Genomic DNA, 26,347 nt, shown 5'->3' on the forward strand with positions numbered 1-26,347 from the left:
GGGGCCGGCCGTTGCAAAAACAGCGCATTCCGGGCGCCCCGGCCGGCCGAACGGGCTTCCCAAGTGCCGCGGAAGCGGGCATCTGACGGCGGGGTATTCGGGTGAGTGATCGATGGGCGGGCCGGGCAGATCCATCGCGATGGCGCGGGCGTGAGCGTCCCCCCAATGAGCGCCCGTCGATGAGCGCCCCCTTGCGCAACCCGGTCGGCGCCGGGCTCCCCGAGCCGACGATCCGCACCGCCACGCTCGCCGATCTCGACGCCCTCGTCGCCCTGGAACACGCCGCCTTCGCCATCGACCGGGCCGAACGCCGGGCGATCCGCCACGCGATCGGCTCGCCCACGATGGACGTGCTGGCGGCGCTAATCGATCCGCCGGACGGGGATCCGACCCCCGTGCTGGTCGGTGCGGCGGTGCTGGAGCGGCGGCGCAGCAGCCGGATCGCCCGGCTGGCCTCGATCGCGGTGGCGCCGAATCGCGGCGGCCTCGGGCTCGGCGGCAAGCTTCTCGACGCCGCGGAGGCGCGCGCGCGCGCCCATGGCTGCGACCGCCTGCGGCTCGAGGTCCGGGCCGACAATGGCGCCGGGATCCGGCTCTACGAGCGCCGGGGCTACACCCGCTTCGCGGTGCGGCCCGACTATTATGAAGACGGGATGGAGGCGTGGCGCTACGAGCGCGCGCTGTAGAAGTCACGGCCGTGGAGGTTGTCCGACCCACAACCTCACCCCGAGCCGGAGCCATACCCGATGCCTCCGACGAGGCCGAACCGGCGGGCACGGAATCAACAATGTCCTGAGATTACGGTTCTGTATTTAAATACGAGATTATTCTCTTTTTACCGGAATGAATGTCTTAGGACTTAATCGACAGTTCATCGACGCGAAATCAGATCACCTCAGGCTGCCCCGTGCCGAGGTGCCGCGTACCGCTTCCGATGTCAGGCATCGCGAATCATGCTGGAGCGCCAGCGGGTCCGCCGGTTGCGGTATCGACCCGTCCCCGGCCGCGGGACCGGACTATGCGATACTGGTCTCTGCCGCGATGCTGCCCCGTTAAAAGAGTTTTACGGCGACCGCGCTATAGCGCAGCGACCGCCCGAAAGACCCCGCCACCCGTGAGACGCCGTTCATGGCCGTGATCGCCGCCTTCATCATCAATGCGGGACTCAACTTCGTTCTGGGCCTGCTGATCGCCAAGCTGCTCGGTCCGGCCGATTTCGGGCGATTCGCTCTCGCCACCACCGGAGCGACCGTGCTCAACACGGTGCTGTTCGAATGGCTGCGGCTCTCCGCGACGCGCTTCTATTCGGGGCGGGTGCGCGCGGACGAGCCGTGGATCCGCCACGGGCTCGACCGGGCCTACCTGCGGGTCGGCCTGCTGCTGCTGGCCGCCGCCGCCCTGTGCGGCGCCTTCGGCTTCGCCGATGGGGCGGACGGGCACGCGGCCATCCTGTGCGGCACCGGGCTCGCGGCCCTTGGGATCGGGGTGTTCGACTATCACGCGGCTTTGGCGCGTGCCCGGTTCGACGGGAAGCTCTATCTCGGCCTCGTGGCGGTGAAGAACGTCCTCGCCTTCGGGTTGATGGCCGCCGCCGCATGGTGGCTGCCGCAGCCGGCCTGGGTGCTGGCGGCGGCGGGCTTGAGCCAGTTCCTTGCGGTCGTGCTGCTGCGTCATCCCCTGCGCGATCCGCGCACGCCGTTCGAGCGGCCGCGCCTCTCGGCCACATGGCGGGTCTTCGCGCGCTACGGCCTGCCGCTGATCGCCGCCAACACCGCCTATCTGAGCGTCGCCTTCGTCAACCGGGGTGCGATCGCGGGCCATGCCGGCTTCGCGGAGGCCGGCTACTTCGCGCTCGCCGCCGACGTCACGTCGCGCGCGATGATGACGCTCGGCACCGCCCTCGACCTGTTGCTGTTCCAGCTCGCCGTCCAGGCCGAGGAGCAGCGCGGCCGGGCCGCCGCCGAGGCGCAGGTCGCCGAGAATGCCGGCATGGTGTTCGCGCTGCTGGCGCCATGCGCAATCGGCTTCTGGGCCGTGCTGCCGGCGCTCCAGGCGCTGGTGGTGCCCGACGCCTATCGCGGCCCGTTCGAGAGCTACAGCGTCGCGCTGATGCCGGGCCTGTTCTGCCTGACCATGATGTTCTACGCCCTCAACCCGGTCTTCCAGATCCGCCGCCGGACCCTGCCGGTGATCGCCTCGGCGCTGATCGGGCTCGCGGTCAACGGCGTGGGCCTGCTGATCCTGCCGGAGCGTCTGGGCGGGATCGGGGTCGCCGTGGCGCAGAGCACCGGGCTGGCCACGGCCGGGCTGTGGCTCGGCTGGCGCGTCCTCACGGGTCCGGAGCGCATCCACCTGCCCTGGAGCTCGATCGGGGCGGCGGCGCTCGCCTGCTCGGCGATGGGCCTCGCGCTGGCGCCGTTCCGCCACCTGCCCCCGGCCACCGCCCTGGCGGTGCTGGTCCCGGCCGGAATGGTTCTCTACGGGGCGCTGGTCTGGATCTTCGACATCGCCGGGCTGCGCCGGCAGATCGGCGGCCGGCTGCGCCCGGGGCGGGCCGTGGCGGCGGAATAGAGCACACCCCTCGCCCGCCCAGCGGCCCATCAAGGAATTCGAGCCGCTGAAACCCCGCGACTCCACCTGCGCTTGAATCCGCAAGCCGTTCCGGCGACACCCGCTGTGGAATGGTTTCAAACAAGACCGGGGCGGAAACGATGGGCGTCTACGAGCCCGGCACCGAGGCCGAGGCCGCGGAGATCGTGCGGGCGGCGGCCGGGCGCGGCGAGCGCCTGCGGCTCGAAGGCGGCGGCACCGCGGCGGGGCTCGGCCGCCCCGCGCAGGACAGCGCGACGCTCTCGGCGAAGGCGCTCACCGGCGTCACCCTCTACGAGCCCGCCGAGATGGTGGTGGCCGCCCGAGCCGGGACCCCGCTCGCCGAGGTCGAGGCGCTGCTCGCCACGAAGGGCCAGATGCTGCCCTTCGAGCCGATGGACCTGCGCGGCCTCTACGGCACCACCGGCGCACCGACCCTCGGGGCGGTGGCGGCGATCAACAATGCCGGCCCCCGGCGGATCAATGCCGGCGCCGCCCGGGACAGCCTGATCGGCGTGCGCTTCGTCAACGGACGGGGCGAGGCGATCAAGTCGGGCGGGCGGGTGATGAAGAACGTCACCGGTCTCGACCTCGTGAAGCTGATGGCCGGCGCGCACGGCACCCTCGGGCTCCTCACCGAGGTGACCTTCAAGGTCCTGCCGGCGAGCGAGCGGGTCGCCACCCTGGCCTTCGCCGGCCTGGACGATGCCCGGGCGATCACGGCCCTGTCGGAGGCTCTGGGTTCGCCCTTCGAGCTGACCGGGGCGGCGCACCTTCCGGCCGGGATCGGCGCCTCGCAGGCGCGGACGCTGATGCGCCTGGAGGGCTTTTCGGACTCGATCGACTACCGCACGGGCGAGCTGACGCGCCTGCTGAAGCGCTACGGCCAGCCCGAGATCATCGACGGCGAGGCCGGCGCCGTCCTCTGGCGGTCGGTGCGCGACGCCGCGCCGCTCGCCGAGCCCCGGGATGCGGCGCTCTGGCGGATCTCCACGGCGCCGACCCACGGGCCGGCGCTCGTGGCCGCGGTGGCGGCCGAGCGCGCCGCGCGCTGGTTCTTCGACTGGGGCGGCGGCCTGATCTGGCTCGCCACCGGCGCGGAGGGCGATGCCGGGGCCGATACGGTGCGCAAGGCCGTGCGGGCGCAGGGCGGCCACGCCACGCTGGTGCGCGCGCCTGACGCCGTGCGTGCCGCCGTGCCGGTGTTCGAACCTCTCGCCGAGCCGCTGATGCGGCTCAGTGCGGGGATCAAGACGGCGCACGATCCGAACGGCGTGCTCAACCCGGGCCGGATGTACGCCGGACTATAATTCCCCTCCCCGCAAGCTCGAGCGATCCCGGACAGGTCCGGGATTGCCAGGGGAGGAGAGCGCGCAGGCAGTCGAGAGCAGGCAGGAAGAGACCGTGCAGACCAATTTCGCCCCGGCCCAGCTCGCTGATCCCGCCATGGCGGCGTCCGAAAAAATCCTGCGGACCTGCGTGCATTGCGGCTTCTGCACGGCAACCTGCCCGACCTACCTGCTCCTCGGCGACGAGCTCGATTCCCCGCGCGGGCGCATCTACCTGATCAAGGACATGCTGGAGGGCGGCAAGCCGGCCTCGCCGGAGGTGGTCAAGCATGTCGATCGCTGCCTCTCCTGCCTGTCCTGCATGACCACCTGCCCGTCCGGCGTGCACTACATGCACCTCGTCGACCACGCCCGGACGCATATCGAGGAGACCTTTGCCAGGCCCGCCGGGGATCGGTTCCTGCGGGCGCTGCTGGCGCAGGTCCTGCCCTACCCGAACCGCTTCCGCCTCGCGCTGATCGGCGCCAAGCTCGTAGCCCCGTTCCGCGGGCTGGTGGCGCGGCTCCCGCGGGTGGGCAACCGGCTCGCCGCCATGCTCGACCTCGCGCCCTCGGGGATGCCGCCCCGGGATCCGACGAACCGGCCCGGCCGCTTCCCGGCGGCGACCGGGACGGCCTCTAAGCGCGTCGCCCTGCTGCGCGGTTGCGCCCAGAGCGTCCTGCGGCCGGACTTCAACGCGGCGGCGATCCGGCTGCTCAACCGCCACGGGGTCGAGGTCGTCCACGCGCAGGAGGGCTGCTGCGGGGCGCTGACCCATCACATGGGCAAGGCGGAGTCGGCCCATGCGCTCGCCAAGCAGACGATCGACGCCTGGGAGGCCGAGATCGCCAAGGGGCTCGACGCGATCCTGGTCACGGCCTCGGGCTGCGGCACGACGATCAAGGATTACGGCTTCATGTTCCGCGACGACCCGGCCTATGCCGAGAAGGCGAAGCGGGTGTCGGCGCTCGCCAAGGACGCGACCGAGTATCTCGCGCTGCTCGATCTGGCCCCTGTCGCCGAGAACGACCTCGTGGTGGCCTATCATTCGGCCTGCTCGATGCAGCACGGCCAGGGCATCCGCCTGGAGCCCAAGACGCTGCTGAAGCGCGCGGGCTTCACCGTGAAGGACGTGCCCGAGGGCCATATCTGCTGCGGCTCGGCGGGGACCTACAACATCCTGCAGCCGGAACTCGCCGCGAAGCTGCGCGCCCGGAAGGTCGCCAACATCGAGCGCGTCCGCCCGGACGTGATCGCCACCGGCAACATCGGCTGCGCCACGCAGATCGGGAAGGGCACCGGTATCCCGATCGTCCACACGGTGGAGCTGCTCGACTGGGCGACCGGCGGCCCGAAGCCGGCGGCGCTCGCCGGGGTGGCGCCGCGGCTGGAGGCGGCAGAGTGAGCACGGTTTGGCTCCGCCGCCCGTCTGTCCGCGGATACGCCACGGTTTACGGCGAGCCGACCGAGTGATCCCACCCTTCACCTCATCCTGAGGCGCCAGCACAGCGAGCCTCGAAGGACGGCTGCGGAAATCGCGCGATCCTTCGAGGTCTTCTTCGAGGCCTCCGCTGCGCTCCGGCACCTCAGGATGAGGGCAGGTCGGTTGGATGGCCCATTCGCGCCGCTGCTGCTCGATCGATGCAGATCCGACAGGTCGCACGCAGCCCGCACCCCAGACGCCGCGGCCGGGCCCCGTGACACCCCCGTGACATCTATTCACGGTTGACCCTTGCCAAATCCGCGCGGCCGTCTGTAATGATACCGACCCTTTCCGGTCCCGCCGGCCGCCGCAACGGCCCGCGGACGCGACCGAATTCCTCGCGAAAACGGCCGTGGTGTCGCGGCGGGCTCTGTTGGTCCGCCTGGCGGCAACGGGTGTCTTCCCCGATCGGGCAGGTGTCGCACGTCGCGGCGGATCTTCCGCCGCACCCAGGAATTCACGGCCGGTCCAACCCGGCCGAGAGTGTTTCGCGAGGTCGGGACCACGATGGACGGACGCACGGCCCAGCAGAGCGCTGCGCGTGCCCCGGAGGCGCATACGTTGCGTCGCACCGGTCCGTCCGTCGACCCGGCCTGTTTCAACCCCAGGCGCCCTGCGCGCCGACCGGCGGTTGACGGCAATTTCCCCTCGAACCCATCCGCCTCGGCGACGAGGCCGGCACCGTGCCCGACAGGCTTGACGTCGGGCGAGGCGCCGCCGGGACCACGGGCACGGAGAACGACGTCGGCCGCCATGCCGAGAGTCCGACATGGCCAACAAAATGCTGATCGACGCGATGCACCCGGAGGAGACCCGGGTCGTCACGGTCCAAGGGTCTAGGGTCGAGGAATTCGACTTCGAGGCCGCCAACCGGCGCCAGCTGCGCGGCAACATCTATCTCGCCAAGGTCACCCGGGTGGAGCCCTCGCTCCAGGCTGCGTTCGTGGAGTATGGCGGCAACCGCCACGGCTTCCTGGCCTTCAACGAGATCCACCCCGACTATTACCAGATCCCCCTGGCCGACCGGCAGGCCCTCCTTGAGGAGGAAGCCCGCGACGCCGAGGAGCACCGGGAGCGCGAGGAGCGCCGCCGTCGCTCGCCCCGCCGCTCCCGCGGTCGCCGCGCCGAGGCCCGCACCCGCGGCACCGACGAGTCGGTGAGCGCCGAGGACGTGCACGAGACCGCGCGCGAGACCGAGCATCTCGAGGGTGACGAGGCCCGGATCGAGGGTCGCGACGAGACGCCCCCGGAGGCCGGGATCGCACCGGCCGGCATGCCCGATACGCTCGCCGAGAACCCCGAGGCGGTGCAGGAGGCCCTCGCCTCCGAGACCGAAGCCGGGGATATCGCCGAGCCGGCGCGGGCTGCCGAGTTCGCCGACGATACCGCGCCGGTCACGGCGCAGGCCGAGGAAGCCGCGACCGACCAGGACGACCCGGCCGAGCCTGAGGCCCGGCTCGCCGTGGCGCAGGCCCTGACCGTGGCCGAGGAGCCGGCCGAGACCGTCGCGGAGGATGTCGCGGAGGCCTCGGGCCGCAGCGGCCCGGCCGTGGGCGAGGCCGAAGAACTGCTCGACGAGGATGAGTCCGACGAGGACGAATCCGACGACGACGAGGATGAGGACGAGTCGGAGGACGACGAGGACGAGTCCGACGAGGATGACGATTCGGACGAGGAATCCGACGATCCCGACGCCGAGCCCCGGATCGCTCAGATCGGCGGCAACGGCGACGCGCTGGCCGAGATCCCCGAGCGTCCGCGCCACCACCGCCGCCAGTACAAGATCCAGGAGGTGATCAAGCGCCGCCAGATCATCCTGGTGCAGGTGGTCAAGGAGGAGCGCGGCACGAAGGGCGCGGCGCTCACCACCTACCTGTCGCTGGCCGGCCGCTACTCGGTGCTGATGCCCAATACCGGCCGCGGTGGCGGGATATCGCGAAAAATCACCTCGGCGGCCGACCGCAAGCGCCTCAAGGAGGTCGTGCAGGACCTGGAGGTGCCCGAGGGGATGGGCGTCATCCTGCGCACCGCCGGTGCCTCGCGCTCCAAGCCCGAGATCGCCCGGGACTTCGAGTACCTGATGCGCCTGTGGGAATCGGTCCGCGAGTTGACGCTGACCTCGATGGCCCCGGCCCTGGTCTACGAGGAGGGGTCGCTGATCAAGCGCGCCATCCGTGACCTCTACAACAAGGAACTGGACGAGGTTCTGGTCGCCGGCGAGGACGCCTACCGCGAGGCCAGGGACTTCATGCGGATGCTGATGCCCGGCCAGTCCAAGGTCGTGAAGCCCTACCGCGATCCGACGCCGATCTTCGCCCGGTTCGGGGTCGAGCAGCAGCTCGACGCGATGTTCTCCAGCCACGTCTCGCTGAAGTCCGGCGGCTATCTCGTCATCAACCCGACCGAGGCGCTGGTCTCGATCGACGTGAATTCCGGCCGCTCGACCCGCGAGCACGACATCGAGGACACCGCACTCCGGACGAACCTGGAAGCGGCCGAAGAGGTCGCCCGCCAGCTGCGCCTGCGCGACCTCGCAGGCCTGATCGTCATCGACTTCATCGACATGGAGGAGAAGCGCAACAACCGCGCCGTCGAGAAGAAGCTCAACGACTGCCTGAAGAACGACCGCGCCCGCATCCAGGTCGGCCGGATCTCGCCCTTCGGCCTCATGGAGATGAGCCGCCAGCGCATCCGCACCGGCGTGCTCGAATCCTCCTCGATCCCGTGCCCCCATTGCGGCGGCTCGGGCTTCGTGCGCGCGACCGCGTCGGTGGCGCTGCACATCCTGCGCTCGATCGAGGAAGCGCTGCTCAAGTCGGCCGCCCACAACCTCATCCTGCGCACGCGGACCGAGGTCGCCCTCTACATCCTCAATCAGAAGCGCGGGCACCTGCGTGAGCTGGAGGTGCGCTTCGGCGTGACCATCACGATCGCGGCCGACGAGCGGCTGGCGGCGACCACCGCCTTCCAGCTCGACCGGGGCGATCCGGCCCAGCGCGCCGAGGGTCCGGTGACGGGCGTGCGTGCCCAGGCGATCTCGCCGACCACGGAGTTCGAGGACGAGGACGAGGAGATCGAAGAGGCGGATGCCGAGGTCGAGGCGGAGGCGGAGGCGGAAGGCGCGGCCGAAGCCGAGGGTGAGACTGAGGCTGAAGAAGGCCGCACCGAGGCGCGGGAGGACGGGACGCGCGACGAGGGCGATGGTCGCCGCCGTCGCCGCCGTCGTCGCCGCCGGGGCGGTCGCACGGAGGGGCGTTCCGATGAGGAGCGCCAGGGCGCCCCGCAATCCGACGAAGACGGCCGGGACGAGGAGTGGGACGGCGAGGAGCCGGCGGCCGCCAACGCGGCGACCGTCGAGACGGCAGCGGGCGAGCCGGCCGAGATGGCCCTAGCGGCCGAGAGCGACACGGCCGACACCGCTGCGGCAGGTCCGGACGAGGCCGCCCAGGCGGAGGACGACGGGGGACGCCGCCGTCGCCGCGGTCGCCGCGGCGGACGTGGACGCAGCGACGGCCGCACCCGCGAGGGCGCCGAGGCGGAGGAGGCTGCAGCCTCCGACGAGACGGTCGTGCGGCTGGCGGAGGAGCCGGTGAGCGTCGAGGCCGTGGCCGAGATCATCGAGGCCACGCCTGAGCCGATCCGCGGCGAGACGGCGGTGGATCTGCCGGTTGCCGATCCGGAAACGGAGGCCGCTGAGACCCGACCGACGAACGGCACCGCCGAGCCGGCCTCCGCGTCGGCTGCGGAACCGGTGCGCGAGCCCGTGGCGGTCGTGCTGACCCCCCCGTCCGATCCGGACCGGCCCAAGCGCGCCGGCTGGTGGTCCCGCACCAAGGCCGCTCTGACCGGCGAGTGAGCCGCAGCGCCACCGGCCCTCTAAGGCCGATGGCGCGGACTTTCGAAGGATGAAGCGCTCCCTACAGGGGAGCGCTTCATCGGATCGATTAGAGAAAGATAAGATTAGCCTTCATCATTGGTTGAAGGATCCGTGCGAAGATCGCCTCCGACTCGTTGATTGGAGAACTCCGCATGTTCGGCCTGAACCGCAAGCGCTCGGAAGAGGGCGCCCCTGCCGCCCTGCAGATAGCCGCTGCGCCGGTGCAGGCACCGGTGATCGTCGAGGTCGCGGCAGGTCCGCAGGCCGCCGCCATCCCGGCCTTCGATCGCGAATGGCAGTCGCTCCTGGCGCGCATGTCGGCCGCAGCCTCGGATGCCGGCACCTCGATCGGCTGGATGACCCACGACGCCTCGGGCACCGCCGAGCAGGCCCGGCTGATCGCGGCCGCCAGCGAGGAACTGGCTGCCACCACGGGCGAGATCGCGGCCCGCTCCGCGTCGGCTGCCGAGACCGCCGAGACCGCCCGCGCCGGAATCGCCACCTGCGTCGGCGACCTCCATCGCGCCACCGAGGGCATGCGCGGCATCGAGGAGGGCACCGAGGAGATCGGGAGCCGGCTCGACAGCTTCTCGACCGCGGCCCTGCGGATCGAGGAGATGGCCGGCACCATCGCGGCGATCTCGGCCCAGACGAACCTCCTGGCGCTCAACGCCACGATCGAGGCAGCGCGCGCCGGCGAGGCGGGGCGCGGCTTCGCCGTGGTGGCCGCCGAGGTGAAGACCCTGTCGGCCCAGACCGCCAAGGCGACCGATGAGATCCGGGCCCGCGTGGCGGGCCTGCGTGAGGAGATGGCGGCCATGCAGGCCGCGGTCACGCGCAGCCGCGGCGCGGTCGAGACCGGGGCCGCCGCCATGGTGCGGGCCAATGCCCGCGTCGAGGCCGAGAGCGGCGCCGTCGCGAACGTCGCGTCGCAGATGCGTGAGGCCTCCGAGATCCTGAACCAGCAGATCCAGGCCACCGGCGACATCGCCAACAACGTCGGCCGGATCGCGGAGGGCACCGACAAGGCGCGCCGGGAGATCGGGGACGCCATGGCCGAACTCGAGCGGATCGAAACGCTCGGCCGCAACCTGCTCGACCGGCAGGATGGCGGCCAGGCGACGGAGGCGCATACAGCGCGCCTTCCGGCCGACCTCGCTGCCTGGCGGCGCGCCATTGCGGCGACCCTGGTCGGCATGCGCCCGGCCGACAAGCCGCCCGTGGCCGTCGCGGCCAATCCGGCGCGTCCGGCCGCCGTGGAGGCACCCCTGGCGCAGGCCCGCGAGCAGGCTGCAGCGATGATCCGCCACGTCCGCGCCCAGGCCTGGGACGAGGCGACCGCCGCCTTCGTGGCGTTCGAGGCGGCCATCAAGGACGTGCGGTCGGCAGCCGCCTGAACCGCCGGCGCCATCAGGCGTCGATCAGACGCTCCAGCCGCATGCGGGTGATCTGCGCAACCTCCCCCAGCGCGGTCTCCCGCTCGGTCGCCGGATCCCGGCCGAGCCGGGCCTCGAACGCGGAGAGAATCTCGGCCCGGCCGCGCCCCCGCACCGCGATGATGAACGGGAAGCCGAACCGGGCGCGGTAGGCCGCATTCAGCCGAGCAAAGGCCGCCGCCTCCGACGCCGCCATACGGTCGAGCCCGGCGCTGCCCTGCTCGCCGGCCGAATCGTCCGTGAGGCTGTGGGCGCGTGCCTCCGGGCCGGCGAGTTCCGGATGGCCGTTGAGGAAGGCCAGTTGCAGATCCGGGGCCACCGCGTGCACCGCCCGCATCATCGCCGCGTGCAGATCGGCGAGGCTGGCGAACGGACGCTGCGGCACGGCGGCCTCGGCCACCCAGGCCGCGTGCTCGAACACCCCGCCGAGCAAGGCCACGAAGGCCCCCTCCTCCATCCGGTTGACGGTGGCAAGGTCGGGCACGGTCTCAGCTGCCGCGGTAGGTGGTGAAGCTGCCGGGGGCGCAGAGCATCGGCACGTGGTAATGCTGCGCCGGGTCGAAGATCGCGAAGCGCACCACCGGGTTGTCGATGAAGATGTCGGCTTCCGCAGTGCCGGGGCGGTCCCGGAAGTAATCATCGACGTGGAAGGCCAGCTGATACTGGCCGACCTTGGCGTCGCTCGGCGCCAGGATCGGCTGGTCTGTGCGTCCGTCCGCGTTCGTGACCACGCTCTTGACGAGCCGCCACGTTTCCCCGTCCAGCACTGAGAAATCGATGCGGATCCCCGCCGCGGGGCGCCCGCGGTCGGTGTCGAGGACGTGGGTCGAAATGCCGGCCATGGATATCGTGTCCTGACGGGATCAGCTGCCGCGATAGTAGGAATAGCCCCAGGGCGTGAACAGCACCGGCAGGTGATGGCGCTGCCCCGCGTCACGGATGCGGAAGCGGATCGGCACCCGGTCGAGGAAGTTCGGGCTCGGCAGGCTGACGCCGCGGGCGGCGAAATAGGCGCCGACATGCAGCAGCAGCTCGTAATGGCCGGGCCGGAGCGCGGCATCCGTCAGCAGCGGCTCGGCCGGCCGTCCGTTGGCCCCGGTGGTCACGGTCTTGATCGGCGTGAGGCTGTCGCCCTCGCGCCAAGCGAGGTCGCAGACCATGCCGGCGGCCGGGGTGCCGTGGAAATTGTCGATGGCATGCAGCGTCAGGCGCGGACCTAGGCCAGCTTGCGAGACTGGGGCGCTGGTGAGGGGAGCGGGCTTGTCGGACGCCGTCGACGGTGCGGGGCCTGCCTGGGCCAGGACGCCACCGGACGCCGTCGCCACAGCGCCTCCGAGACCGAGTCCGGTGAAGCTGCGGCGGGTCAGGGCGGATGTCTCCAAGGCGGGTCCCCGTCGCGCGACCGATCATCGGATCGCGGACGGCGTCGGCGATCGTTCACGCCGCGTCGCAAACTACACGCCAGAGACGGGGAGACGCTATTGCGACGGTGGCTCGGAACCGGCCGGCCCGTCCTTGGCCGCCCGGCTCCGGCGCTCCTTGCGCAACTCCCGCTCGGCCAGGAGCCAGAACTCGATCTCGAATCCCTCCGGCCGATGGTTGCGTTCCCACAGCTCGTAGGCGCGCTCGCGGATCTGCTCGAACGTAATGGCGTCCGGCGCCGGCGGCGAAGGCCCGGGAGACGGCGTGGTCTGGTCGTCGGACATGGCCGAGGTTTCCGAGGCGTGGGGCGGAGACTCCGGAGCCGTCGATCCGGCAGGCGGATAGGGATCGGTCTTCATGGCGACGCCCGCCCCGCTCAGGGGGCCGGCCTTTCGAGGTAGGCGGCGACGCTGGTGATCCGGCTCCCCACCATCGTGACGGCCTTGCGCAGCCGGTCCTCGCTCACGCCGAAGCGCTGGGCCCAGGCCTCCCGGGCGGCGCGGTCGAAGATGTCGATATGCGTCTTGCCTCTGGCTTCGGTGGACATGCTGTGCCCGCTCCGGTCTCTGGCCGTGCCGCGGCGGTGCCGGGCTGTCTGCCAGGACAACCGGGCGTCCCCGTCTTCGGTTGCCGCCGCGACGTCGCGCCGATGCAGGCCTGTGGATGGATCAGCGCAGGGGCGCCGCGGACCGTGCCACCGGCTCGTGCAGCGGCTCGGACGGCTCCACCTCCTGCCGCACCCGGGCGGCCACGAAGGCGGTGAGCAACGGCACCAGCAGGGCCGTGACCACGACGCTCGCCGCCACCAGCACGGTGGCGGGCCCGGCGGCCTCCGCGTAGGCGGGATTGGCGGCCGCGATGATGGCCGGGACGGCGGCGGCATTGCCCGCCGTCGAGGCGGCCGCCACCCCGGCGACCCCGTTGCCCCCGGTCAGCCGGTCGGCCACGAACAGGGCCGCCCCCGTGACCGCCACCACGGCGACGCCGAGCCCGATTCCCAGCAGACCCGCCTGCCAGATCTTGGCGAGGTCGAGCCCGAAGCCGAGCGCGAAGGCGAAGAACGGGATCATCACAGGGGCGGCGCTCGACAGGAAGGCGCGCATGTCCCGGTCGAGGTTGCCCAGGATCATGCCGATCAGGAGCGGCAGGATGCTGCCGACCAGCGTCGGCCACGGGAAGGCGGAGAGGCCAGCGAGCCCGAGCGTGACCATGGTGAGGAACGGGCCGGATTCGAGGCTCATGATCGCGTAGGCGCCCGCATCCTTCGGGCGGCCGAACTGGCCCATGAGGGCGAGGTAGAGCCCGCCATTGGTGTCGTTCATGGCGGCGACGATCGCGAGCGTCGAGAGCCCCACGAAGGCACCGCCCATGATCGGCGCCTCGCCGAGCAGATGGCCGAACACCACGCCCAGGATCGCCGCGATACCGACCTTGGTGGCCAGCAGGACGCCGCCCTTGCGGGCGATCGCCGGGGTGGCGCGGAAATCGATGCCTGCGCCCATGCAGACGAAGAACACCGCCAGGATCGGCAGGGCGCCGTTGAACAGCGCCCCGGTGAACGAGCCGAAGAAGGTCGCGGTGTTGGGGAACAGCGTGTGGAGGATCGCGCCGAGGAACAGCGGCACCACCATCAGGCCGCCCGGGACGCGCTCCAGCGAGCGCTTGATCGGAATCTGCATGGGTCGTCCTCCGGCGCGACCCCTGTTCCGGGCCCGTCACCTGAAATCTCAACCCCCCGGGGCCTGCTACAACTTTTCGACAAGTGCGTGCAACATGACGGACAACTGCAGACTTGTTGACAATCGGGCTGTCGCGTTGATGACTTGGCCGACGAAACGCGCACGGAGGCCATCCCGGATGTCGTCAGCCCTGCCCGGCCCCGCGCAGGCGCCCGGCGCGGTATCGGGGCGCCGCGCGGTGGCGAAGGCGGCCGTTGCCACGCCCGCGTCCCTGTCGGATGGCATCTACGATGCGATCCTCACCGGCATCGCCAACGGCACCTATCCGGCCCAAGGCCGCCTGCCGAGCGAGCACGACCTCGCCGGCCGGTTCCAGGTCTCGCGGCCGGTGGTGCGGACCGCCCTCGACCGGCTGCGCCGGGAGGGTGCGATCGTTTCGCGGCAGGGGGCGGGCAGCTTCGTCCGGCCCCGCGAGGCCAGCCCCGCCCCGGGCTTCGCACCGGTGGAGAGCATCGCCGACATCCAGCGCTGCTACGAGTTCCGCCTGACCCTGGAGCCGGACGCGGCCTTCCACGCCGCCACGCGTCGCGACGCCGGCGCCCTCGACCGGATCGCGGCGGCCCTCGATCTGCTCGCTCTGGCCACCCGCCAGGAGCAACACCGGGAGGACGCCGACTTCGCCTTCCACCACGCGGTCGCGGTCGCCTCGAACAACCACTATTACGCGGCCTCCCTGCAGGCCCTGCAATCGCACGTAGCGGTGGGCATGAAGATCCACGGCCTCGCCCTGCTGGGGCCGCGATCGGGCCTGCGCGGCGTTCTTGAGGAGCATCACGGGATCTTCGCGGCCATCCGTGACGGTGAGGCGGAGGCCGCCCGCGCCCGCATGGCCGCCCATATCGGCGCCTCGCGGGACCGGCTGTTCGAGGGGCGGCTGCTCGATCTGTCGATGGGGGTTGCGCCGGCGGCGCCACGCGCTTGACCGCTTCGGCACCCCATCTGTATGCGTCCCGACAGCTTTACAACAAGCCTGGATGTTCCGCCCGGTCAGGCAGGGCGCACCGGTCGGACATCGCGACGCGAAATTGTCCGCGGTCTGTTGAACCCCTGCCATGACCCGCCTGCGCCTCATCGCCGACGACCTGACCGGCACCCTCGACACGGCGGCTGGCTTCACCGGCCTGTGCGGGCCGATCCCGGTGGCGTGGCCGGAGATCCTGCCGGGCGATGGATCCGGGTGCCTCGCGATCGACTCCGGCACCCGGGAGGTCTCGGCCCCGGAAGCCGACCGGATCGTCCAAGATCTCGCGCCGCGGCTCCGGGGGGCCGACATCGCCTTCAAGAAGGTCGACAGCCTGCTGCGCGGCCCCTGGGCGGCGGAGCTCGCCGCGGTGATGCGCCTCGGCGCCTGGCCGCGCTGCATCGTGGCGCCGGCCTTCCCCTATCAGGGCCGCCGCACCGCCGACGGGCGACAGCTCGCCCGGCGCGACGGCATGTGGGAAGCGGTCTCCGGCGACATCGCCGAAGCGCTGCGGGATGCCGGCCTTCCGGCGCGCCGGGCTGCCCTCACCGACGGCCCGGTGGCGGGGGTGGCGGTCTACGACGCGTCGCACGACGACGACCTCGCTCGCATGGCCGAGCTCGGCCGGGAGGGGCCGGTGCTCTGGTGCGGCAGCGGCGGCCTCGCGGCGGCCCTGGCGCGGGGCGTGAGGGCGCCCGGAGGCGACCGCCTCGTCGGACCGGTGCTCGGCCTGTTCGGCTCCGACCGGCCCGAGACCGCGGCCCAGCTCGACGCCTGCGGCCCGCATCGCCTCGTCCTGTCACCCGAGGCGGCGGACCATGCCGGACCGGTCGGCGAACGCCTCGCCCGGGACGGCGTCGTGCTGGCGAGCTTGGCCCTGCCCGCCGGCACCGCCCGGGAGGCCGCCGCCGCGCGGATCGCCGCGACCTTCACGGACGTGATCGAGCGGATCCCCAGGCCCGGCACCCTGCTGGTCGCAGGCGGCGAGACCCTGAAGGCGCTCTGCGTCGCGCTCCGGGTCGAACGCCTCGACGTCACCGGCCAGATCGCCCCCGGCCTGCCGCGCTCGACCCTGCGTGGCGGGCGCTGGGACGGGCTCGCGGTGATCTCGAAATCCGGCGCCTTCGGAACGGAGGGCGTCTGGCGCGATCTACTCCAAAGCAACGGTTTCACGCCCGACAGGAGCGACGCATGACTCAGCATCTCGCCATCACCATGGGCGATCCGGCCGGCATCGGCCCGGAGATCATCGTCAAGGCCGCCGCCCGCCTGAAGGATCGGATCGACGCGGGCGACCTGAAGCTCGTGATCATCGGCAGCGCCCCGGCGCTGCATCGCGCGGAAGCCGCGCTCGGCCTGCTGCCCGAGCCGATCCCCGAGGTTGCGGAGGACGGCGACTGGCCGGCGCTCTGCTGCCTCCAGGCCGATGCGGAGGGCGCGCCGATCGAGCCGGGCCGGCTCTCGGCCGATGGCGGGCGCTTCGCCTACAAGGCGATCGAGGCCGGGGTCCGGCTGGCGATGGCGGACCGGATCGGCGGCATCGTCACGGCGCCGCTGAACAAGGAGGCGCTCAACAAGGCGGGCTATCACTATGCCGGCCACACCGAGATGCTGGCGGAGCTGACCGGCGTGCGCGGCTCGGTGATGATGCTGGCGCACGGCAACATGCGGGTCTCGCACGTCACCACCCATGTCGCCCTGGAGGACGTGCCCAAGCGCCTGACACCGGAGCGCCTGCGCCTCGTCATCGACCTCACCGACAAGGCGTTGAAGGGTCTCGGGATCGCCCGGCCGAAAATCGCGGTGGCGGCGCTGAACCCGCATGCCGGCGAGGGCGGCCTATTCGGTCGCCAGGATATCGACGTCAGCACCCCGGTGATCGAAAAAGCCAACGCCGACGGGCTCGACGTGCACGGGCCGGTGCCGGGTGACACGGTGTTCGTGAAGCTGCGCGCCGGCCAGTACGACGCCGTGGTGGCGATGTACCACGACCAGGGTCACATTCCGGTGAAGCTCCTGGGCTTCGAAATCGACCCGGCCACCGGCAAGTGGATGGACCTGTCGGGGGTGAACGTCACGCTGGGTCTGCCGATCATCCGCACCTCGGTCGATCACGGCACCGCCTTCGACATCGCCGGCACGGGCATCGCCAACGAGCGCAGCCTGATCGAGGCGATCGAGTTCGCGGAGCGGCTGGCGGCCAATCGTCAGGCTGTCTGAGCGGAGGACCGCCTCTTCCCCTCCCCCTTTGCGGGCTACGACATTCACAGATCTCCGGTGAACACCGGCGTCGGTGGCGAAGCGCGACAGGCCCCCTCTCCCGTGTGGGAAAGGGTTGGGGTGAGGGATGAGATGGTTCCGGATCAGGCACCCGACCGACGCGTCGACAGGGCGTGCCTCATTCTGAAAGTTCACGACCCTCACCCTGTCTCTCTCCCGCACGGGAGAGGGGACCTGCGCTCGACTCTGAACCGATGTGGCCGGACCCAATGTGTGAATTCGCAGGCCCGCAGAGGGGGAGGGAGAACCTGTGACATCTTTTGGAGCGCGATCCCCGGCGTTGGACCGCGTGTTTCACGTGAAACAAAACAGGAACGCACCCTCTCAACGCCCTTCGCTTGGAGCCCCCTCCCCCACCGCCTCACACGCGAACGGTGAAGGCGGCGCCTCGACGCCGCGCCAGCGGGCGTAGGCCCACGGGCGATACCAGACCGCCCCCGTCGGCAGCCGCTCCGGTACGAGGTCGATGCCGTGGGTGCCGAACGGACCGCAGCGGCAGATCCGGGCAAACCCCATCCACCCCCCTAGCCACAGCCCGTGCCGGGTGATGGCGGTGTCGGTGTATTCCGAACAGCTCGGCCAGTGGCGGCACTGGCGGCCGATCAGCCCCGACAGGGTGAGCTGATAGGCGCGGATCCCCCAATGCGCCGCGCGCCGGACCATGCCCTCAGGCGGCCTGCCGCTTGGCGGCGATCTGGTCGAGGGCGTCCACCACCGCGTCGAAGGTCAGGAGCGTCGAGGCGTGGCGCGCCTTGAACTCCCGCACCGGCTCCAGAACCGCGAGATCCGCCCAGGATCCCTCCGGCGCCGGGCCGTTCTCCTTGAGCATCGCCCGCATGGCCGCGCGCACGCCGCGCAGTTCCTCGGCGCTCGCGCCGACCACGTGGCGACCCATCAGCGACGACGAGGCCTGGCCGAGCGCACAGGCCCGGACCTCCTGAGCGAAATCCGCCACCCGGCCATCCTCGCCCAGCACGAGATCCACCGTCACGGTCGAACCGCACAGGCGGGAATGCGCGGTGGCGCTGGCATCCGGGTTCTCCAGCCGGCCGAGCCGGGGGATATCGGCGGCCAGTTCGAGGATGCGGCGGTTGTAGATATCGTCGAGCATCGGGTCCTCGGCCGTGTGTACAGGTCCCGTCGGGACGCTGCCGCGCGGTTCGCGCATTGCGCGTTGCCCCGCGAACGATGATATAGGCGCCTTACGGTCGCTTCGCGAGGAGGCGGACCGGCAACCAGGGTCGCGCCCACGGCTCCGGTGATCCGTCCGAGGGGGTTCCCACGGCTTCAGTCCATTCCGGGGCGCCGGCCTGAAACCTTTTCAGGCCCGGGAACTTCCCTCACACGCCCGACGCGATCCGACGATGTACGCCAAGCCCGACAGCACCCCGATGAAGTCCCGCATCGCCCGGGCCGAGGATGCCATGGATGCCGCGCTCAAATCCCTGTCGTATCCGAGCGATGGCCAGGGTTTTGACCCGAACGGGCAGGATTTTCCCCCGAACGGGATTGAGGGGCAAGGTCTAGACGGCATGCGCAATGACAACCGCCCGGTGGATGAGACCCGTCCCGTCGAGGTCGCACCGGAGCCGGCTTCCGCCACCCGCGTCCCCGAGGGCATCGAGACCGGCCGCCCGAGCCGCGCCGAGGCGGAGGCCGCCGTGCGCACGCTGCTGCGCTGGGCCGGCGACGACCCGACCCGCGAGGGCCTGCTCGACACCCCCGCCCGGGTGACCAAGGCCTATGAGCAGCTGTTCGGCGGCTACGGCGTCAATGCCGAGAAGCTGCTGGAGCGGGTGTTCGAGGAGGTCGAGGGCTACTCCGACATCGTGCTGGTGCGCGACATCCCGTTCCACTCCCATTGCGAGCACCACATGGTGCCGTTCATGGGGCTCGCCCACATCGCCTATTACCCGACCCGGGGCGTGGTCGGCCTGTCGAAGCTCGCCCGGGTGGTCGACACCTTCGCCCGCCGGCTGCAGACGCAGGAGACCATGACGGCCCAGATCGCCGACGTGATCGAGAGCATCCTCAAGCCCCGCGGCGTCGCCGTGATGGTGGAGGCCGAGCATCTCTGCATGGCGATGCGCGGCGTCCAGAAATCCGGGGTCTCGACCATCACCAGCCAGTTCCGCGGCGTGTTCAAGGACAACGCCAACGAGCAGGTTCGCTTCCTGACCCTGGTGCGCGGCGGCGCCAAGTAGTCTACAGCACGCGCCGAGTCAGGGAGCGCTTCTTCACGCCATGACCGCGCGCGACATCGCCTTCGAGCCCCCCGGCCCCCGCGCCGCGGTCGAGGAAGGCCAAGCCTTCACGCCCCGCTTCGACCGGGACGGGCTGATCACCTGCATCGCGGTCGATGCGGGGGACGGCCGGGTGCTGATGCTCGCCCATATGAACGCCGAATCGCTCGCGCGCACGATCGAGACCGGCGAGGCGTGGTACTGGTCGCGCTCGCGGGCCGAACTCTGGCACAAGGGCGCCACCAGCGGCCAGATCCAGCGCGTCGTCGAGATGCGGGTCGATTGCGACCAGGACGCCCTGCTGATCCGCGTGGAGGTCGGCGGCGACGGCGGCTGCTGCCATACCGGCCGGCGGGATTGCTTCTACCGGGGGGTCGTCCGGCAACCGGACGGCCGCGTCACCCTGGAATTTTCCGGATCATGACCGCGACCCTTGCCGCGACCGGGTGGCAAGAGTGTCCCGCCGTTCCGTATTTCCTGCCCGGCGCCGTCGAGCCGATTCGGCCCCTGCCGAAGGCGGGGCCGCGGATCGGGCTGGCTTTGGGCGGCGGCTCGGCCCGGGGCTGGGCCCATATCGGCGTGCTGCGCGCCCTGGAGGAGGCCGGCATCCACCCGACCGTGGTGGCGGGCTGCTCGATCGGCGCCGTGGTGGGGGCCTGCTACGCCGCCGGGCGCCTCGATCGGCTGGAGGCCTTCGCGCGGGCCCTGACCCGGCGCCGGGTGGTCGGTCTGATCGATCCGCGGCTTCCGGGCTCCGGCCTGATCGCCGGCAACCGCCTGCGCCAGCGGCTCCACGCCGATCTCGGCGAGCGCCGGATCGAGCGTCTGCCGATCCGCTTCGGCTGCGTCGCCACCGAGTACGGTACCGGCGCGGAGGTGTGCCTGACCGAGGGGCTGGCGGTGGATGCGGTGCGCGCCTCCTACGCGATCCCCGGCCTGTTTCCGCCAGTGACCCATGCGGGCCGGGTGCTGATGGACGGCACGCTGGTCAACCCGGTGCCGGTGGCCCTGGCCCGGGCGCTCGGTGCCGATCTGGTGATCTGCGTGAACCTCAACGGCGATACCGGCGGCCCGGTTGTGCGGGAAGTGCCGGCCTACGTCCCCCGCCGCGGCTTCCTGACCACGCTGCGCGACCGCCTGCGGGGGTTTCCGCGCCCGGAGCCCGAGATCCCCGTGCCGGGCCTCGCCCGGGTGGTGCTCGACGCGTTCAACATCACCCAGGACCGGATCTCCCGCTCCCGGCTGGAGCGCGACCCGCCGGACGTGGCGATCGGGCCGGACGTGGCGGCGTTCGGGCTGTTCGATTTCCACCGGGCGGATGAGGGGATCGCGATCGGCTATCGAGCGGCGCGGGCGGCGCTGCCGCGGATCCGGGCTGTGGTAGCGGGGGCTGAGGCGCGGGCTTGAGGGCTCGCGTGGACGATCCAATCCAACCCCCCTTATCCTGAGGTGCCCGCGTCAGTGGGCCTCGAAGGAGGGCTCCAGGGATCGCGGGGCTGGCTGGAGCCCTCCTTCGAGGCTCGCTGCGCTCGCACCTCAGGATGAGGAGATGGGCTGGAAAAACTGAGAAGGCCCTAGCGCATCCGTCGTCATCCCTCTGTCGCGCCGGCCTGCGATGGGCGCCCCACCATTTGGAGGGGTTCCAATGTCTACGAGTCGCCGTCAGATCCTGCTCACCGGAGGCGCCGGCCTCGTCGGGCTGGCCTCCGGCCTCGCCCGCCCCGGCCTGAGCCGGGCCGCCGACCGGCCGCTCCTGACCCACGGGCTCCAATCGGGCGATGTCGGCACCGACTCGGCGGTGGTCTGGGCCCGCTCCGACCGGCCGGCCCGGGCGATCATCGAGTGGGCGACCACCGAGAGTTTTTCCAACATCCAGGGCGTCTTCGCCGACGCGCTGCCCGAGACCGACGGCACCGTGAAGGTGGCGCTGACCGGCCTGCCGGCGGGCCAGGACATTTTTTATCGCGTCCGCCTCCAGGATATTGCCGCGCCGACCATCGTCGGGCCGGCCCAGGTCGGCCGGTTCCGCACCGCGCCCGCGGATCGGCGCTCGGTCTCGTTCTGCTGGTCGGGCGATACGGCGGGCCAGGGCTGGGGCATCGACGAGTCTCGCGGCGGCATGACGATCTACTCCGCCATCCTGAAGAACCGGCCGGACTTCTTCATCCATTCCGGCGACACGATCTACGCCGACGGGCCGATCCAGGCCGAAGTGAAGCTTCCCGATGGCAGCCTCTGGCGCAACCGCGTCACCGAGGCCGTCGCCAAGCCGGCCGAAACCCTCGAAGAAATCCGCGGCCGGCACAAGTACAACCTCACCGACCGCAACGTGCTGGCGATGAACGCCGCCGTGCCGATCCTGGCGCAGTGGGACGACCACGAGGTCACCAACAACTGGTGGCCGGGCGAGCCGCTGACCCGGGCCGAGCACCTGAAGAAGAAATACACCGATCCGAACGTGCTGGCCCTGCAGCTGCGCGCGGCACGCGCGTTCCACGAATACATGCCGATGCGGTTCGAGCCGTCCGAGCCCGGCCGGGTCTACCGCAAGATCGGCTACGGCCCGCTGGTCGACGTGTTCATGCTCGACATGCGCTCCTACCGGGGGCCGAACGGCGAGAACACGCAGACGGCCTACGGGCCGGATTCCTATTTCATGGGGCCGAAGCAGATCGCGTGGCTGAAGCAGGCGCTGCTCGAATCCCGCGCCACCTGGAAGGTGATCGCCGCCGACATGCCGCTCGGCCTCGTGGTGACGTACGACGTCGATAAAAACTTCGGCTCGGAGGCGGTGGCGCAAGGCGACGGGCCGGCGCTCGGGCGCGAATTGGAGATCGCCGACCTGCTGCGCTTCATCAAGAGCGCGGGCATCCGCAATACGGTGTGGTTCACGGCCGACGTGCACTACACGGCCGCGCATTACTACGACCCCAACAAGGCCCAGTTCCAGGATTTCGAGCCGTTCTGGGAGTTCGTCTCCGGGCCGCTGCACGCGGGCACGTTCGGGCCGAACGCGCTCGACAACACCTTCGGGCCGCAGCTGCGCTTCGTGAAGGCGCCTGAGAAGGGCCAAGTGAACCTGTCACCGGCCTCCGGCTACCAGTTCTTCGGCCATGTCGCGGTCGACGGCCAGACCGAGCAGATGACGGTGACGCTCAAGGACGCGGCGGACGCGGATCTCTGGCATGTGACGCTGGACCCCATGCGGGCGTGAGGATGGACAATCCTCCCTTCCCTCGCCCCGCTGGCTGCGGGCGATGCAGGTGCGGGGCACACCGTTGATGTAGGGGCGCAACAGGCCCCCTCTCCCGAGCGGGAGAGGGTTGGGGTGAGGGATGAGAACTCTCAGGATCGAGCACGTGATCGATGTGCCGACGGGGCGCGCCTCGGTCTGAAAGTTCTCGACCCTCACCCTGTCCCTCTCCCGCACGGGAGAGGGGACCCGTGCCTCTTCAGGCTGGCCGGTGGGCCTACTAACACCTCAGACCTGGATAGCTCAGCTCGTAGCGGGCTAGAGAGGGAGAGCCGCAGCCCGCCTACGCCATGGTAATGTAATCCCGCAGCGCCTGATGCTCGGCCTCGACGGTGGCGATCTTGCGCGCCACCACGTCGCCGATCGAGACCAGCCCGATCAGGCGCCCGTCCTCGCAGACCGGCACATGGCGGAAGCGGCCTTCGGTCATCAGCGTCATGACCTCCTCGATCGTCGTGCTCCGCCCGCAGGTGGTGACATTCCCGGTCATGTGCGCGGAGACCGGCGCGTCGAAGGCCGAGCCCCCGTGGCCGGCCAACGCCCGCATGATGTCCCGTTCGGAGATGATGCCGGCCACCGACCCGTCGTCCTGAGCGACCACCAGGGCGCCGATGCGCCGGTCGGCGAGGATCTGAATGACCTCCTCGAGGGTCTTGTCGGGGGCTACGGTCACGACCGAGCTGCCCTTCTCGGCAAGGATGCGTGCGACGGTCATGGCTCTCTCCCGTGTAACGCGTCCGGTGCGCCGTCAACCTGCGACACCGGGATTGCGCTGTCGGCCGGGTTGGCCCCGGCTCCTTCACAATACGGCGAGTGTGTGGCCGTTTCGCCCGATTGGCAAGGTGGTCAGGCCCGCGGCGTCTCCCGCAGATCGAGGAACGGGAACAGCAGGAAGCCGACGATGAACCCGCCGAGATGCGCGTCCCACGCGATGGAAGCGCTCTCGCCCACCAGCGGCACGCTCACGAGGCCGAACAGCAGGTTGGTCACGAGCCAGATCGCCAGGAAGGAGACGGCCGTCCGGTTGCGCAGGAGTTCGGGGATGGTCTCGACCGGCCGGTGCGGCGGCAATTGCCAGGGCTGACCGCCATAGCCGGAGGCCGGCGGCTGGAACACGAACCGGGCGGCAGCCGCCATCAGGGCCGAGATCCCCGCGGAGGCGCCGACCAGGGGCCCCGCGCTCAGGGGATCGACCAACACGTGCAGCAGGCCGCCTGCCGCGGTGCCGGCGAGCGCGATGAGCCCGTAGCGCCAGGGGCCGCAGCGGCGGGCCACCGGCGAACCGAAGGCGGCGAGCCACACGCTGTTGAAGATCACATGCATCCACGAGCCGTGGAGCAGCGCGTAGGTTGCGAACGTCCAGGGCTGGAACGCGTGCTCACCCACGATGTAGCGGGCGAAGGCCTCCCGCGCCGCCTGCAGGCCGGGATCGCCCGAATCGCCGGCCGCGCGGACCACCTCGGCGGCTTGCCCGGGATCGAACCACAGGGTCCAGCGGGCCGGCACCAGCGCGAGATCCAGGACGAGGCGGATGTCCCAGGTATCCGGCAGCAGGAAGTCGCGCACCGCCTGGATCGCCAGAAGCAGCCCGATCGAGAGCGTGACGACCGCCGGCATGTTGAACACCGGGACGCGGCTCTGCCGCGGGAATTCGGGGGAGGCATCCATCGCGGCACCATGTCGGGGCTTGGGGCGGGTGGGCAAGCCCCGGCGACGTATTGAAGCCGGCTAAGACGGATTGTCTGATCGGCCGAAGCCTCCGTGGTGACTGATCGTAACGCGGAGATACCAGTTCAGACGCCCCAGTTCAGCCGTCCTGCGAAGTCTCCCCTGCCGCCGGCTGCCGACAATCCCGGCCGGGCCGTCCGGTCGGTCGATGGCCCGTTTGTCAGGGATGCAGCGGCCGCGATTGTCTCGCCGACGCCGAAGCGGTACGGCCGGCGCACGGGCCGGCACGGGGCGTGCGCCCGGACGCCGTGAAGGCCCGGACCGGCCGGCTACAGCCTTGCGGATGTACCAGAACGATCCAGGGATGAACCACAGGCGTTTAGAGTCGGGACACCGATGAAGCATCCCACCAGCCGCATGCTCCACGCCTACTGGGAGCGCCTGCGCGGCGAGCGCGCCGCCCCGGAACGGGGCGAGATCGAGCCGGGCGAGATCCGCCACCTCCTGGCCGACAGCCTGATCCTGGAACTCGACGTGGCAGCCAGCGAAGCCACCGTCCGGCTCGCCGGCACGCGGGTCTGCGCCCTGTACGGCCGGGAATTGAAGGGCCAGTCCTTCGCCGCCCTGTGGGGCGCCCAGGCGGTCGACCCGTGGCGGATCATCGAGATCGTGGCCAACGACACCCTCGGCGTCGTGGCGGGCCTGCGCGGGACCAACGCGGCGGGCGAGGTGGCCGACCTCGAACTCCTGCTCCTGCCCCTGCGCCACCGCGGCCGCACCCAGGTCCGGGCGCTCGGTGCCCTCAGCCTCGACGGAACGCCCCCGTGGATCGGCTTGCGCCCGATCGTGACGGCGGAGACCACCTCGTTGCGCATCCTGCCGAGCCGCCGGCCGGACACCCTGCCGCCGCCGCGCCCGGCGATCCGGTCGAGCGCCGGCTACCCGGGACCCGTGCGCCGCGGGCACCTCGTCGTGCATGCCGGGGGACGGGGTTGAGTAAAGCCTGAGGGTTGCACCGGGCCGACTGGTTCGCGCTGTGCGATATAATAATGGGCAAGTACAACGCTGAGGAGAAAAAAAGGGTTTCGTAACGGTCCCGCTCTACGTTCCGACTCTGCTGATCGCGCAGGAGGATTAGTCCCGGGATGATCGCGGTCGACTTCACCGCTGAGATGGAGCCGCGTGTGGCGCCCGACCCGGCGCGCAGCGCCTCGGACGAGCGCCGGCACCAGCGCGTTCGGGTCTCCGTCCTTGGCCGCTTCATGCTGGCGGATCGACGCGAGTATCCCTGCCAGACCGTGGACATGTCGCCGGGCGGCGTCCGCCTGACCTGCGCGGTCCGGGGCGAGGTCGGCGAGCGAGTGGTGCTCTATCTCGAGCATATCGGCCGGATCGAGGGCCGGATCGCCCGCCTGTGCGCGGACGGGTTCGCGGTCCAGCTCAACGCCACCCCGCGCAAGCGCGACAAGCTCGCCTCCCAGCTGACATGGCTCGCCAACCGGGAAATGCTCGGCCTGCCGGAGGGGCGCTCCCACGAGCGCCTCGTGCCGACCCAGCCGGGGGTCACCCTGCGCATCGATGGCGGCAACGAGGTCCAGGCCCGGCTGATCGACATCTCCATGTCGGGCGTGGCGATCGCCAGCCCGCTCGCGCCGCCACTCGGAACGCTTGTGACCGTGGGCAGCACGCCGGGGCGGCTGGTGCGCTACTTCGACGGCGGGTTCGGCGTGCAGTTCCTGCTGCCGCTCTCCGCCGACCGCTTCCACGCCGGGATGACGCTGTAAAGGGATTCCGGGTTTCCAAAGGGCTCCAGCCCTTTGGCGGGTTCTCCGGGCGGAGCCCTGAGATACGTACCAGGGCTCTGCCTTGGACCCGCGAAAGGGTTCACCCTTTCGAAAGCACGACGCGGGCTATCCGCGTGAGGCTGGGCTAGGTAGGGGACTCGTTCAGGTCCATGCGATAACACAGGAAACGAGCGCGACGGCGGCGAGATAGTTGCAGGCCAAGCGGTCGTAGCGGGTCGCCACGCGCCGCCAGTTCTTGAGATGACCAAACAGGCGCTCGATCC

25 protein-coding genes and 1 pseudogene are annotated in these 26,347 nt (G+C 70.8%); 15 read left to right on the plus strand and 11 right to left on the minus strand.

The window, feature by feature from the left end; genetic code table 11:
* The first annotated feature begins 179 nt into the window (after positions 1-179).
* From OXS27_RS24135 to OXS27_RS24160, 6 genes are all read left to right on the plus strand, one after another.
* Positions 180-686, plus strand: a complete 507-nt coding sequence (locus tag OXS27_RS24135; protein ID WP_243922163.1) for an N-acetyltransferase — start codon at positions 180-182, stop codon at positions 684-686.
* A 442-nt stretch (positions 687-1,128) separates the two neighbouring features.
* The gene (locus tag OXS27_RS24140; RefSeq protein WP_267359254.1) at positions 1,129-2,571 is read left to right on the plus strand and encodes a lipopolysaccharide biosynthesis protein; all 1,443 of its coding nucleotides are present in this window, start codon (positions 1,129-1,131) and stop codon (positions 2,569-2,571) included.
* Positions 2,572-2,711: 140 nt separating this feature from the next.
* Positions 2,712-3,899, plus strand: a complete 1,188-nt coding sequence (locus tag OXS27_RS24145; protein ID WP_267359256.1) for an FAD-binding protein — start codon at positions 2,712-2,714, stop codon at positions 3,897-3,899.
* 94 nt (positions 3,900-3,993) lie between these two features.
* Complete coding sequence (gene glcF / locus OXS27_RS24150) at positions 3,994-5,322, plus strand: glycolate oxidase subunit GlcF (RefSeq protein ID WP_267359258.1); 1,329 nt, start codon at positions 3,994-3,996, stop codon at positions 5,320-5,322.
* Positions 5,323-6,169: 847 nt separating this feature from the next.
* On the plus strand, positions 6,170-9,256 hold the full coding sequence (locus OXS27_RS24155; RefSeq protein WP_267359260.1) for a ribonuclease E/G: 3,087 nt from the start codon (positions 6,170-6,172) through the stop codon (positions 9,254-9,256).
* A 173-nt stretch (positions 9,257-9,429) separates the two neighbouring features.
* A complete protein-coding gene (locus tag OXS27_RS24160; protein ID WP_267359262.1) occupies positions 9,430-10,674 on the plus strand; it encodes a methyl-accepting chemotaxis protein in 1,245 nt (414 codons plus the stop codon).
* 13 nt (positions 10,675-10,687) lie between these two features.
* On the opposite strand, the gene uraD is transcribed toward OXS27_RS24160, so the two are convergent.
* From uraD to OXS27_RS24190, 6 genes are all read right to left on the minus strand, one after another.
* The gene (uraD, locus tag OXS27_RS24165; RefSeq protein WP_267359264.1) at positions 10,688-11,197 is read right to left on the minus strand and encodes a 2-oxo-4-hydroxy-4-carboxy-5-ureidoimidazoline decarboxylase; all 510 of its coding nucleotides are present in this window, start codon (positions 11,195-11,197) and stop codon (positions 10,688-10,690) included.
* Between the two features lie 4 nt (positions 11,198-11,201).
* Complete coding sequence (gene uraH, locus OXS27_RS24170; protein ID WP_243922149.1) at positions 11,202-11,555, minus strand: hydroxyisourate hydrolase; 354 nt, start codon at positions 11,553-11,555, stop codon at positions 11,202-11,204.
* Positions 11,556-11,576: 21 nt separating this feature from the next.
* Positions 11,577-12,095 (minus strand): hydroxyisourate hydrolase, encoded by a 519-nt coding sequence (uraH, locus tag OXS27_RS24175; RefSeq protein WP_243922147.1) that lies wholly within the window; start codon positions 12,093-12,095, stop codon positions 11,577-11,579.
* Between the two features lie 96 nt (positions 12,096-12,191).
* On the minus strand, positions 12,192-12,419 hold the full coding sequence (locus OXS27_RS24180) for a DUF2934 domain-containing protein (protein WP_267359267.1): 228 nt from the start codon (positions 12,417-12,419) through the stop codon (positions 12,192-12,194).
* Positions 12,420-12,511: 92 nt separating this feature from the next.
* Positions 12,512-12,682, minus strand: coding sequence for a DUF3606 domain-containing protein (locus OXS27_RS24185; RefSeq protein WP_243922144.1), 171 nt, complete (start codon positions 12,680-12,682; stop codon positions 12,512-12,514).
* Between the two features lie 121 nt (positions 12,683-12,803).
* On the minus strand, positions 12,804-13,814 hold the full coding sequence (locus OXS27_RS24190; protein WP_276592644.1) for a 2-keto-3-deoxygluconate permease: 1,011 nt from the start codon (positions 13,812-13,814) through the stop codon (positions 12,804-12,806).
* A 178-nt stretch (positions 13,815-13,992) separates the two neighbouring features.
* On the opposite strand from OXS27_RS24190, the gene OXS27_RS24195 reads away from it, so the two are divergent.
* The 3 genes from OXS27_RS24195 to pdxA all read left to right on the plus strand — a co-directional run bounded on the left by OXS27_RS24195 (position 13,993) and on the right by pdxA (position 17,055).
* Complete coding sequence (locus OXS27_RS24195) at positions 13,993-14,796, plus strand: FCD domain-containing protein (protein WP_243922142.1); 804 nt, start codon at positions 13,993-13,995, stop codon at positions 14,794-14,796.
* Positions 14,797-14,926: 130 nt separating this feature from the next.
* Positions 14,927-16,030 carry a four-carbon acid sugar kinase family protein gene (locus tag OXS27_RS24200; RefSeq protein WP_267359270.1) on the plus strand — a complete coding sequence of 368 codons (1,104 nt, stop codon included), beginning with the start codon at positions 14,927-14,929 and terminating at the stop codon, positions 16,028-16,030.
* A complete protein-coding gene (pdxA, locus tag OXS27_RS24205; RefSeq protein ID WP_267359272.1) occupies positions 16,027-17,055 on the plus strand; it encodes a 4-hydroxythreonine-4-phosphate dehydrogenase PdxA in 1,029 nt (342 codons plus the stop codon). The genes OXS27_RS24200 and pdxA overlap by 4 nt, the downstream gene beginning before the upstream one ends.
* 384 nt (positions 17,056-17,439) lie before the next feature.
* Here pdxA and yidD read toward each other — a convergent pair whose 3' ends face one another.
* Both yidD and OXS27_RS24215 read right to left on the minus strand, forming a co-directional pair.
* Entirely contained in the window at positions 17,440-17,778 is a 339-nt protein-coding gene (gene yidD / locus OXS27_RS24210; protein ID WP_267359274.1) for a membrane protein insertion efficiency factor YidD, read from the minus strand.
* 4 nt (positions 17,779-17,782) lie between these two features.
* Entirely contained in the window at positions 17,783-18,226 is a 444-nt protein-coding gene (locus tag OXS27_RS24215; RefSeq protein WP_267359276.1) for an iron-sulfur cluster assembly scaffold protein, read from the minus strand.
* A 253-nt stretch (positions 18,227-18,479) separates the two neighbouring features.
* On the opposite strand from OXS27_RS24215, the gene folE reads away from it, so the two are divergent.
* From folE to OXS27_RS24235, 4 genes are all read left to right on the plus strand, one after another.
* On the plus strand, positions 18,480-19,319 hold the full coding sequence (gene folE, locus OXS27_RS24220) for a GTP cyclohydrolase I FolE (RefSeq protein WP_267359278.1): 840 nt from the start codon (positions 18,480-18,482) through the stop codon (positions 19,317-19,319).
* Positions 19,320-19,359: 40 nt separating this feature from the next.
* The gene (gene hisI, locus OXS27_RS24225) at positions 19,360-19,782 is read left to right on the plus strand and encodes a phosphoribosyl-AMP cyclohydrolase (protein WP_243922130.1); all 423 of its coding nucleotides are present in this window, start codon (positions 19,360-19,362) and stop codon (positions 19,780-19,782) included.
* A complete protein-coding gene (locus tag OXS27_RS24230; protein WP_267359280.1) occupies positions 19,779-20,765 on the plus strand; it encodes a patatin-like phospholipase family protein in 987 nt (328 codons plus the stop codon). The genes hisI and OXS27_RS24230 overlap by 4 nt, the downstream gene beginning before the upstream one ends.
* A gap of 238 nt (positions 20,766-21,003) precedes the next feature.
* Positions 21,004-22,572: an alkaline phosphatase D family protein gene (locus OXS27_RS24235; RefSeq protein ID WP_267359282.1), complete on the plus strand. Its 1,569-nt coding sequence runs from the start codon at positions 21,004-21,006 to the stop codon at positions 22,570-22,572.
* A 322-nt stretch (positions 22,573-22,894) separates the two neighbouring features.
* Here OXS27_RS24235 and OXS27_RS24240 read toward each other — a convergent pair whose 3' ends face one another.
* Both OXS27_RS24240 and OXS27_RS24245 read right to left on the minus strand, forming a co-directional pair.
* The gene (locus tag OXS27_RS24240) at positions 22,895-23,326 is read right to left on the minus strand and encodes a CBS domain-containing protein (RefSeq protein ID WP_243922125.1); all 432 of its coding nucleotides are present in this window, start codon (positions 23,324-23,326) and stop codon (positions 22,895-22,897) included.
* 131 nt (positions 23,327-23,457) lie between these two features.
* Entirely contained in the window at positions 23,458-24,279 is an 822-nt protein-coding gene (locus OXS27_RS24245; protein WP_267359284.1) for a rhomboid family intramembrane serine protease, read from the minus strand.
* Between the two features lie 396 nt (positions 24,280-24,675).
* Here OXS27_RS24245 and OXS27_RS24250 point away from each other — a divergent pair, with 396 nt between their 5' ends.
* Entirely contained in the window at positions 24,676-25,275 is a 600-nt protein-coding gene (locus tag OXS27_RS24250) for a PAS domain-containing protein (protein ID WP_243922121.1), read from the plus strand.
* 149 nt (positions 25,276-25,424) lie between these two features.
* Positions 25,425-26,063, plus strand: coding sequence for a PilZ domain-containing protein (locus OXS27_RS24255; RefSeq protein ID WP_267359286.1), 639 nt, complete (start codon positions 25,425-25,427; stop codon positions 26,061-26,063).
* Positions 26,064-26,225: 162 nt separating this feature from the next.
* Here OXS27_RS24255 and OXS27_RS24260 read toward each other — a convergent pair.
* Positions 26,226-26,347 (minus strand): annotated as a pseudogene (locus OXS27_RS24260) (IS5/IS1182 family transposase); the annotation flags it as partial.

This window comes from Methylobacterium sp. GC_Met_3, assembly GCF_026540775.1.
GTDB lineage: Bacteria > Pseudomonadota > Alphaproteobacteria > Rhizobiales > Beijerinckiaceae > Methylobacterium.

Bases quoted from the DNA above. Each gene is read 5' to 3' on its own strand.
- OXS27_RS24145 (WP_267359256.1), top strand. From the start codon at position 2,712: ATGGGCGTCTACGAGCCCGGCACCGAGGCCGAGGCCGCGGAGATCGTG.
- OXS27_RS24135 (WP_243922163.1), top strand. From the start codon at position 180: ATGAGCGCCCCCTTGCGCAACCCGGTCGGCGCCGGGCTCCCCGAGCCG.
- OXS27_RS24245 (WP_267359284.1), bottom strand. From the start codon at position 24,279: ATGGATGCCTCCCCCGAATTCCCGCGGCAGAGCCGCGTCCCGGTGTTC.
- OXS27_RS24160 (WP_267359262.1), top strand. From the start codon at position 9,430: ATGTTCGGCCTGAACCGCAAGCGCTCGGAAGAGGGCGCCCCTGCCGCC.
- OXS27_RS24140 (WP_267359254.1), top strand. From the start codon at position 1,129: ATGGCCGTGATCGCCGCCTTCATCATCAATGCGGGACTCAACTTCGTT.
- OXS27_RS24235 (WP_267359282.1), top strand. From the start codon at position 21,004: ATGTCTACGAGTCGCCGTCAGATCCTGCTCACCGGAGGCGCCGGCCTC.
- pdxA (WP_267359272.1), top strand. From the start codon at position 16,027: ATGACTCAGCATCTCGCCATCACCATGGGCGATCCGGCCGGCATCGGC.
- OXS27_RS24200 (WP_267359270.1), top strand. From the start codon at position 14,927: ATGACCCGCCTGCGCCTCATCGCCGACGACCTGACCGGCACCCTCGAC.
- OXS27_RS24185 (WP_243922144.1), bottom strand. From the start codon at position 12,682: ATGTCCACCGAAGCCAGAGGCAAGACGCATATCGACATCTTCGACCGC.
- OXS27_RS24180 (WP_267359267.1), bottom strand. From the start codon at position 12,419: ATGTCCGACGACCAGACCACGCCGTCTCCCGGGCCTTCGCCGCCGGCG.
- OXS27_RS24195 (WP_243922142.1), top strand. From the start codon at position 13,993: ATGTCGTCAGCCCTGCCCGGCCCCGCGCAGGCGCCCGGCGCGGTATCG.
- OXS27_RS24190 (WP_276592644.1), bottom strand. From the start codon at position 13,814: ATGCAGATTCCGATCAAGCGCTCGCTGGAGCGCGTCCCGGGCGGCCTG.
- OXS27_RS24255 (WP_267359286.1), top strand. From the start codon at position 25,425: ATGATCGCGGTCGACTTCACCGCTGAGATGGAGCCGCGTGTGGCGCCC.
- folE (WP_267359278.1), top strand. From the start codon at position 18,480: ATGTACGCCAAGCCCGACAGCACCCCGATGAAGTCCCGCATCGCCCGG.
- OXS27_RS24230 (WP_267359280.1), top strand. From the start codon at position 19,779: ATGACCGCGACCCTTGCCGCGACCGGGTGGCAAGAGTGTCCCGCCGTT.
- hisI (WP_243922130.1), top strand. From the start codon at position 19,360: ATGACCGCGCGCGACATCGCCTTCGAGCCCCCCGGCCCCCGCGCCGCG.
- OXS27_RS24155 (WP_267359260.1), top strand. From the start codon at position 6,170: ATGGCCAACAAAATGCTGATCGACGCGATGCACCCGGAGGAGACCCGG.
- uraH (WP_243922149.1), bottom strand. From the start codon at position 11,555: ATGGCCGGCATTTCGACCCACGTCCTCGACACCGACCGCGGGCGCCCC.
- OXS27_RS24240 (WP_243922125.1), bottom strand. From the start codon at position 23,326: ATGACCGTCGCACGCATCCTTGCCGAGAAGGGCAGCTCGGTCGTGACC.
- yidD (WP_267359274.1), bottom strand. From the start codon at position 17,778: ATGGTCCGGCGCGCGGCGCATTGGGGGATCCGCGCCTATCAGCTCACC.
- OXS27_RS24215 (WP_267359276.1), bottom strand. From the start codon at position 18,226: ATGCTCGACGATATCTACAACCGCCGCATCCTCGAACTGGCCGCCGAT.
- OXS27_RS24250 (WP_243922121.1), top strand. From the start codon at position 24,676: ATGAAGCATCCCACCAGCCGCATGCTCCACGCCTACTGGGAGCGCCTG.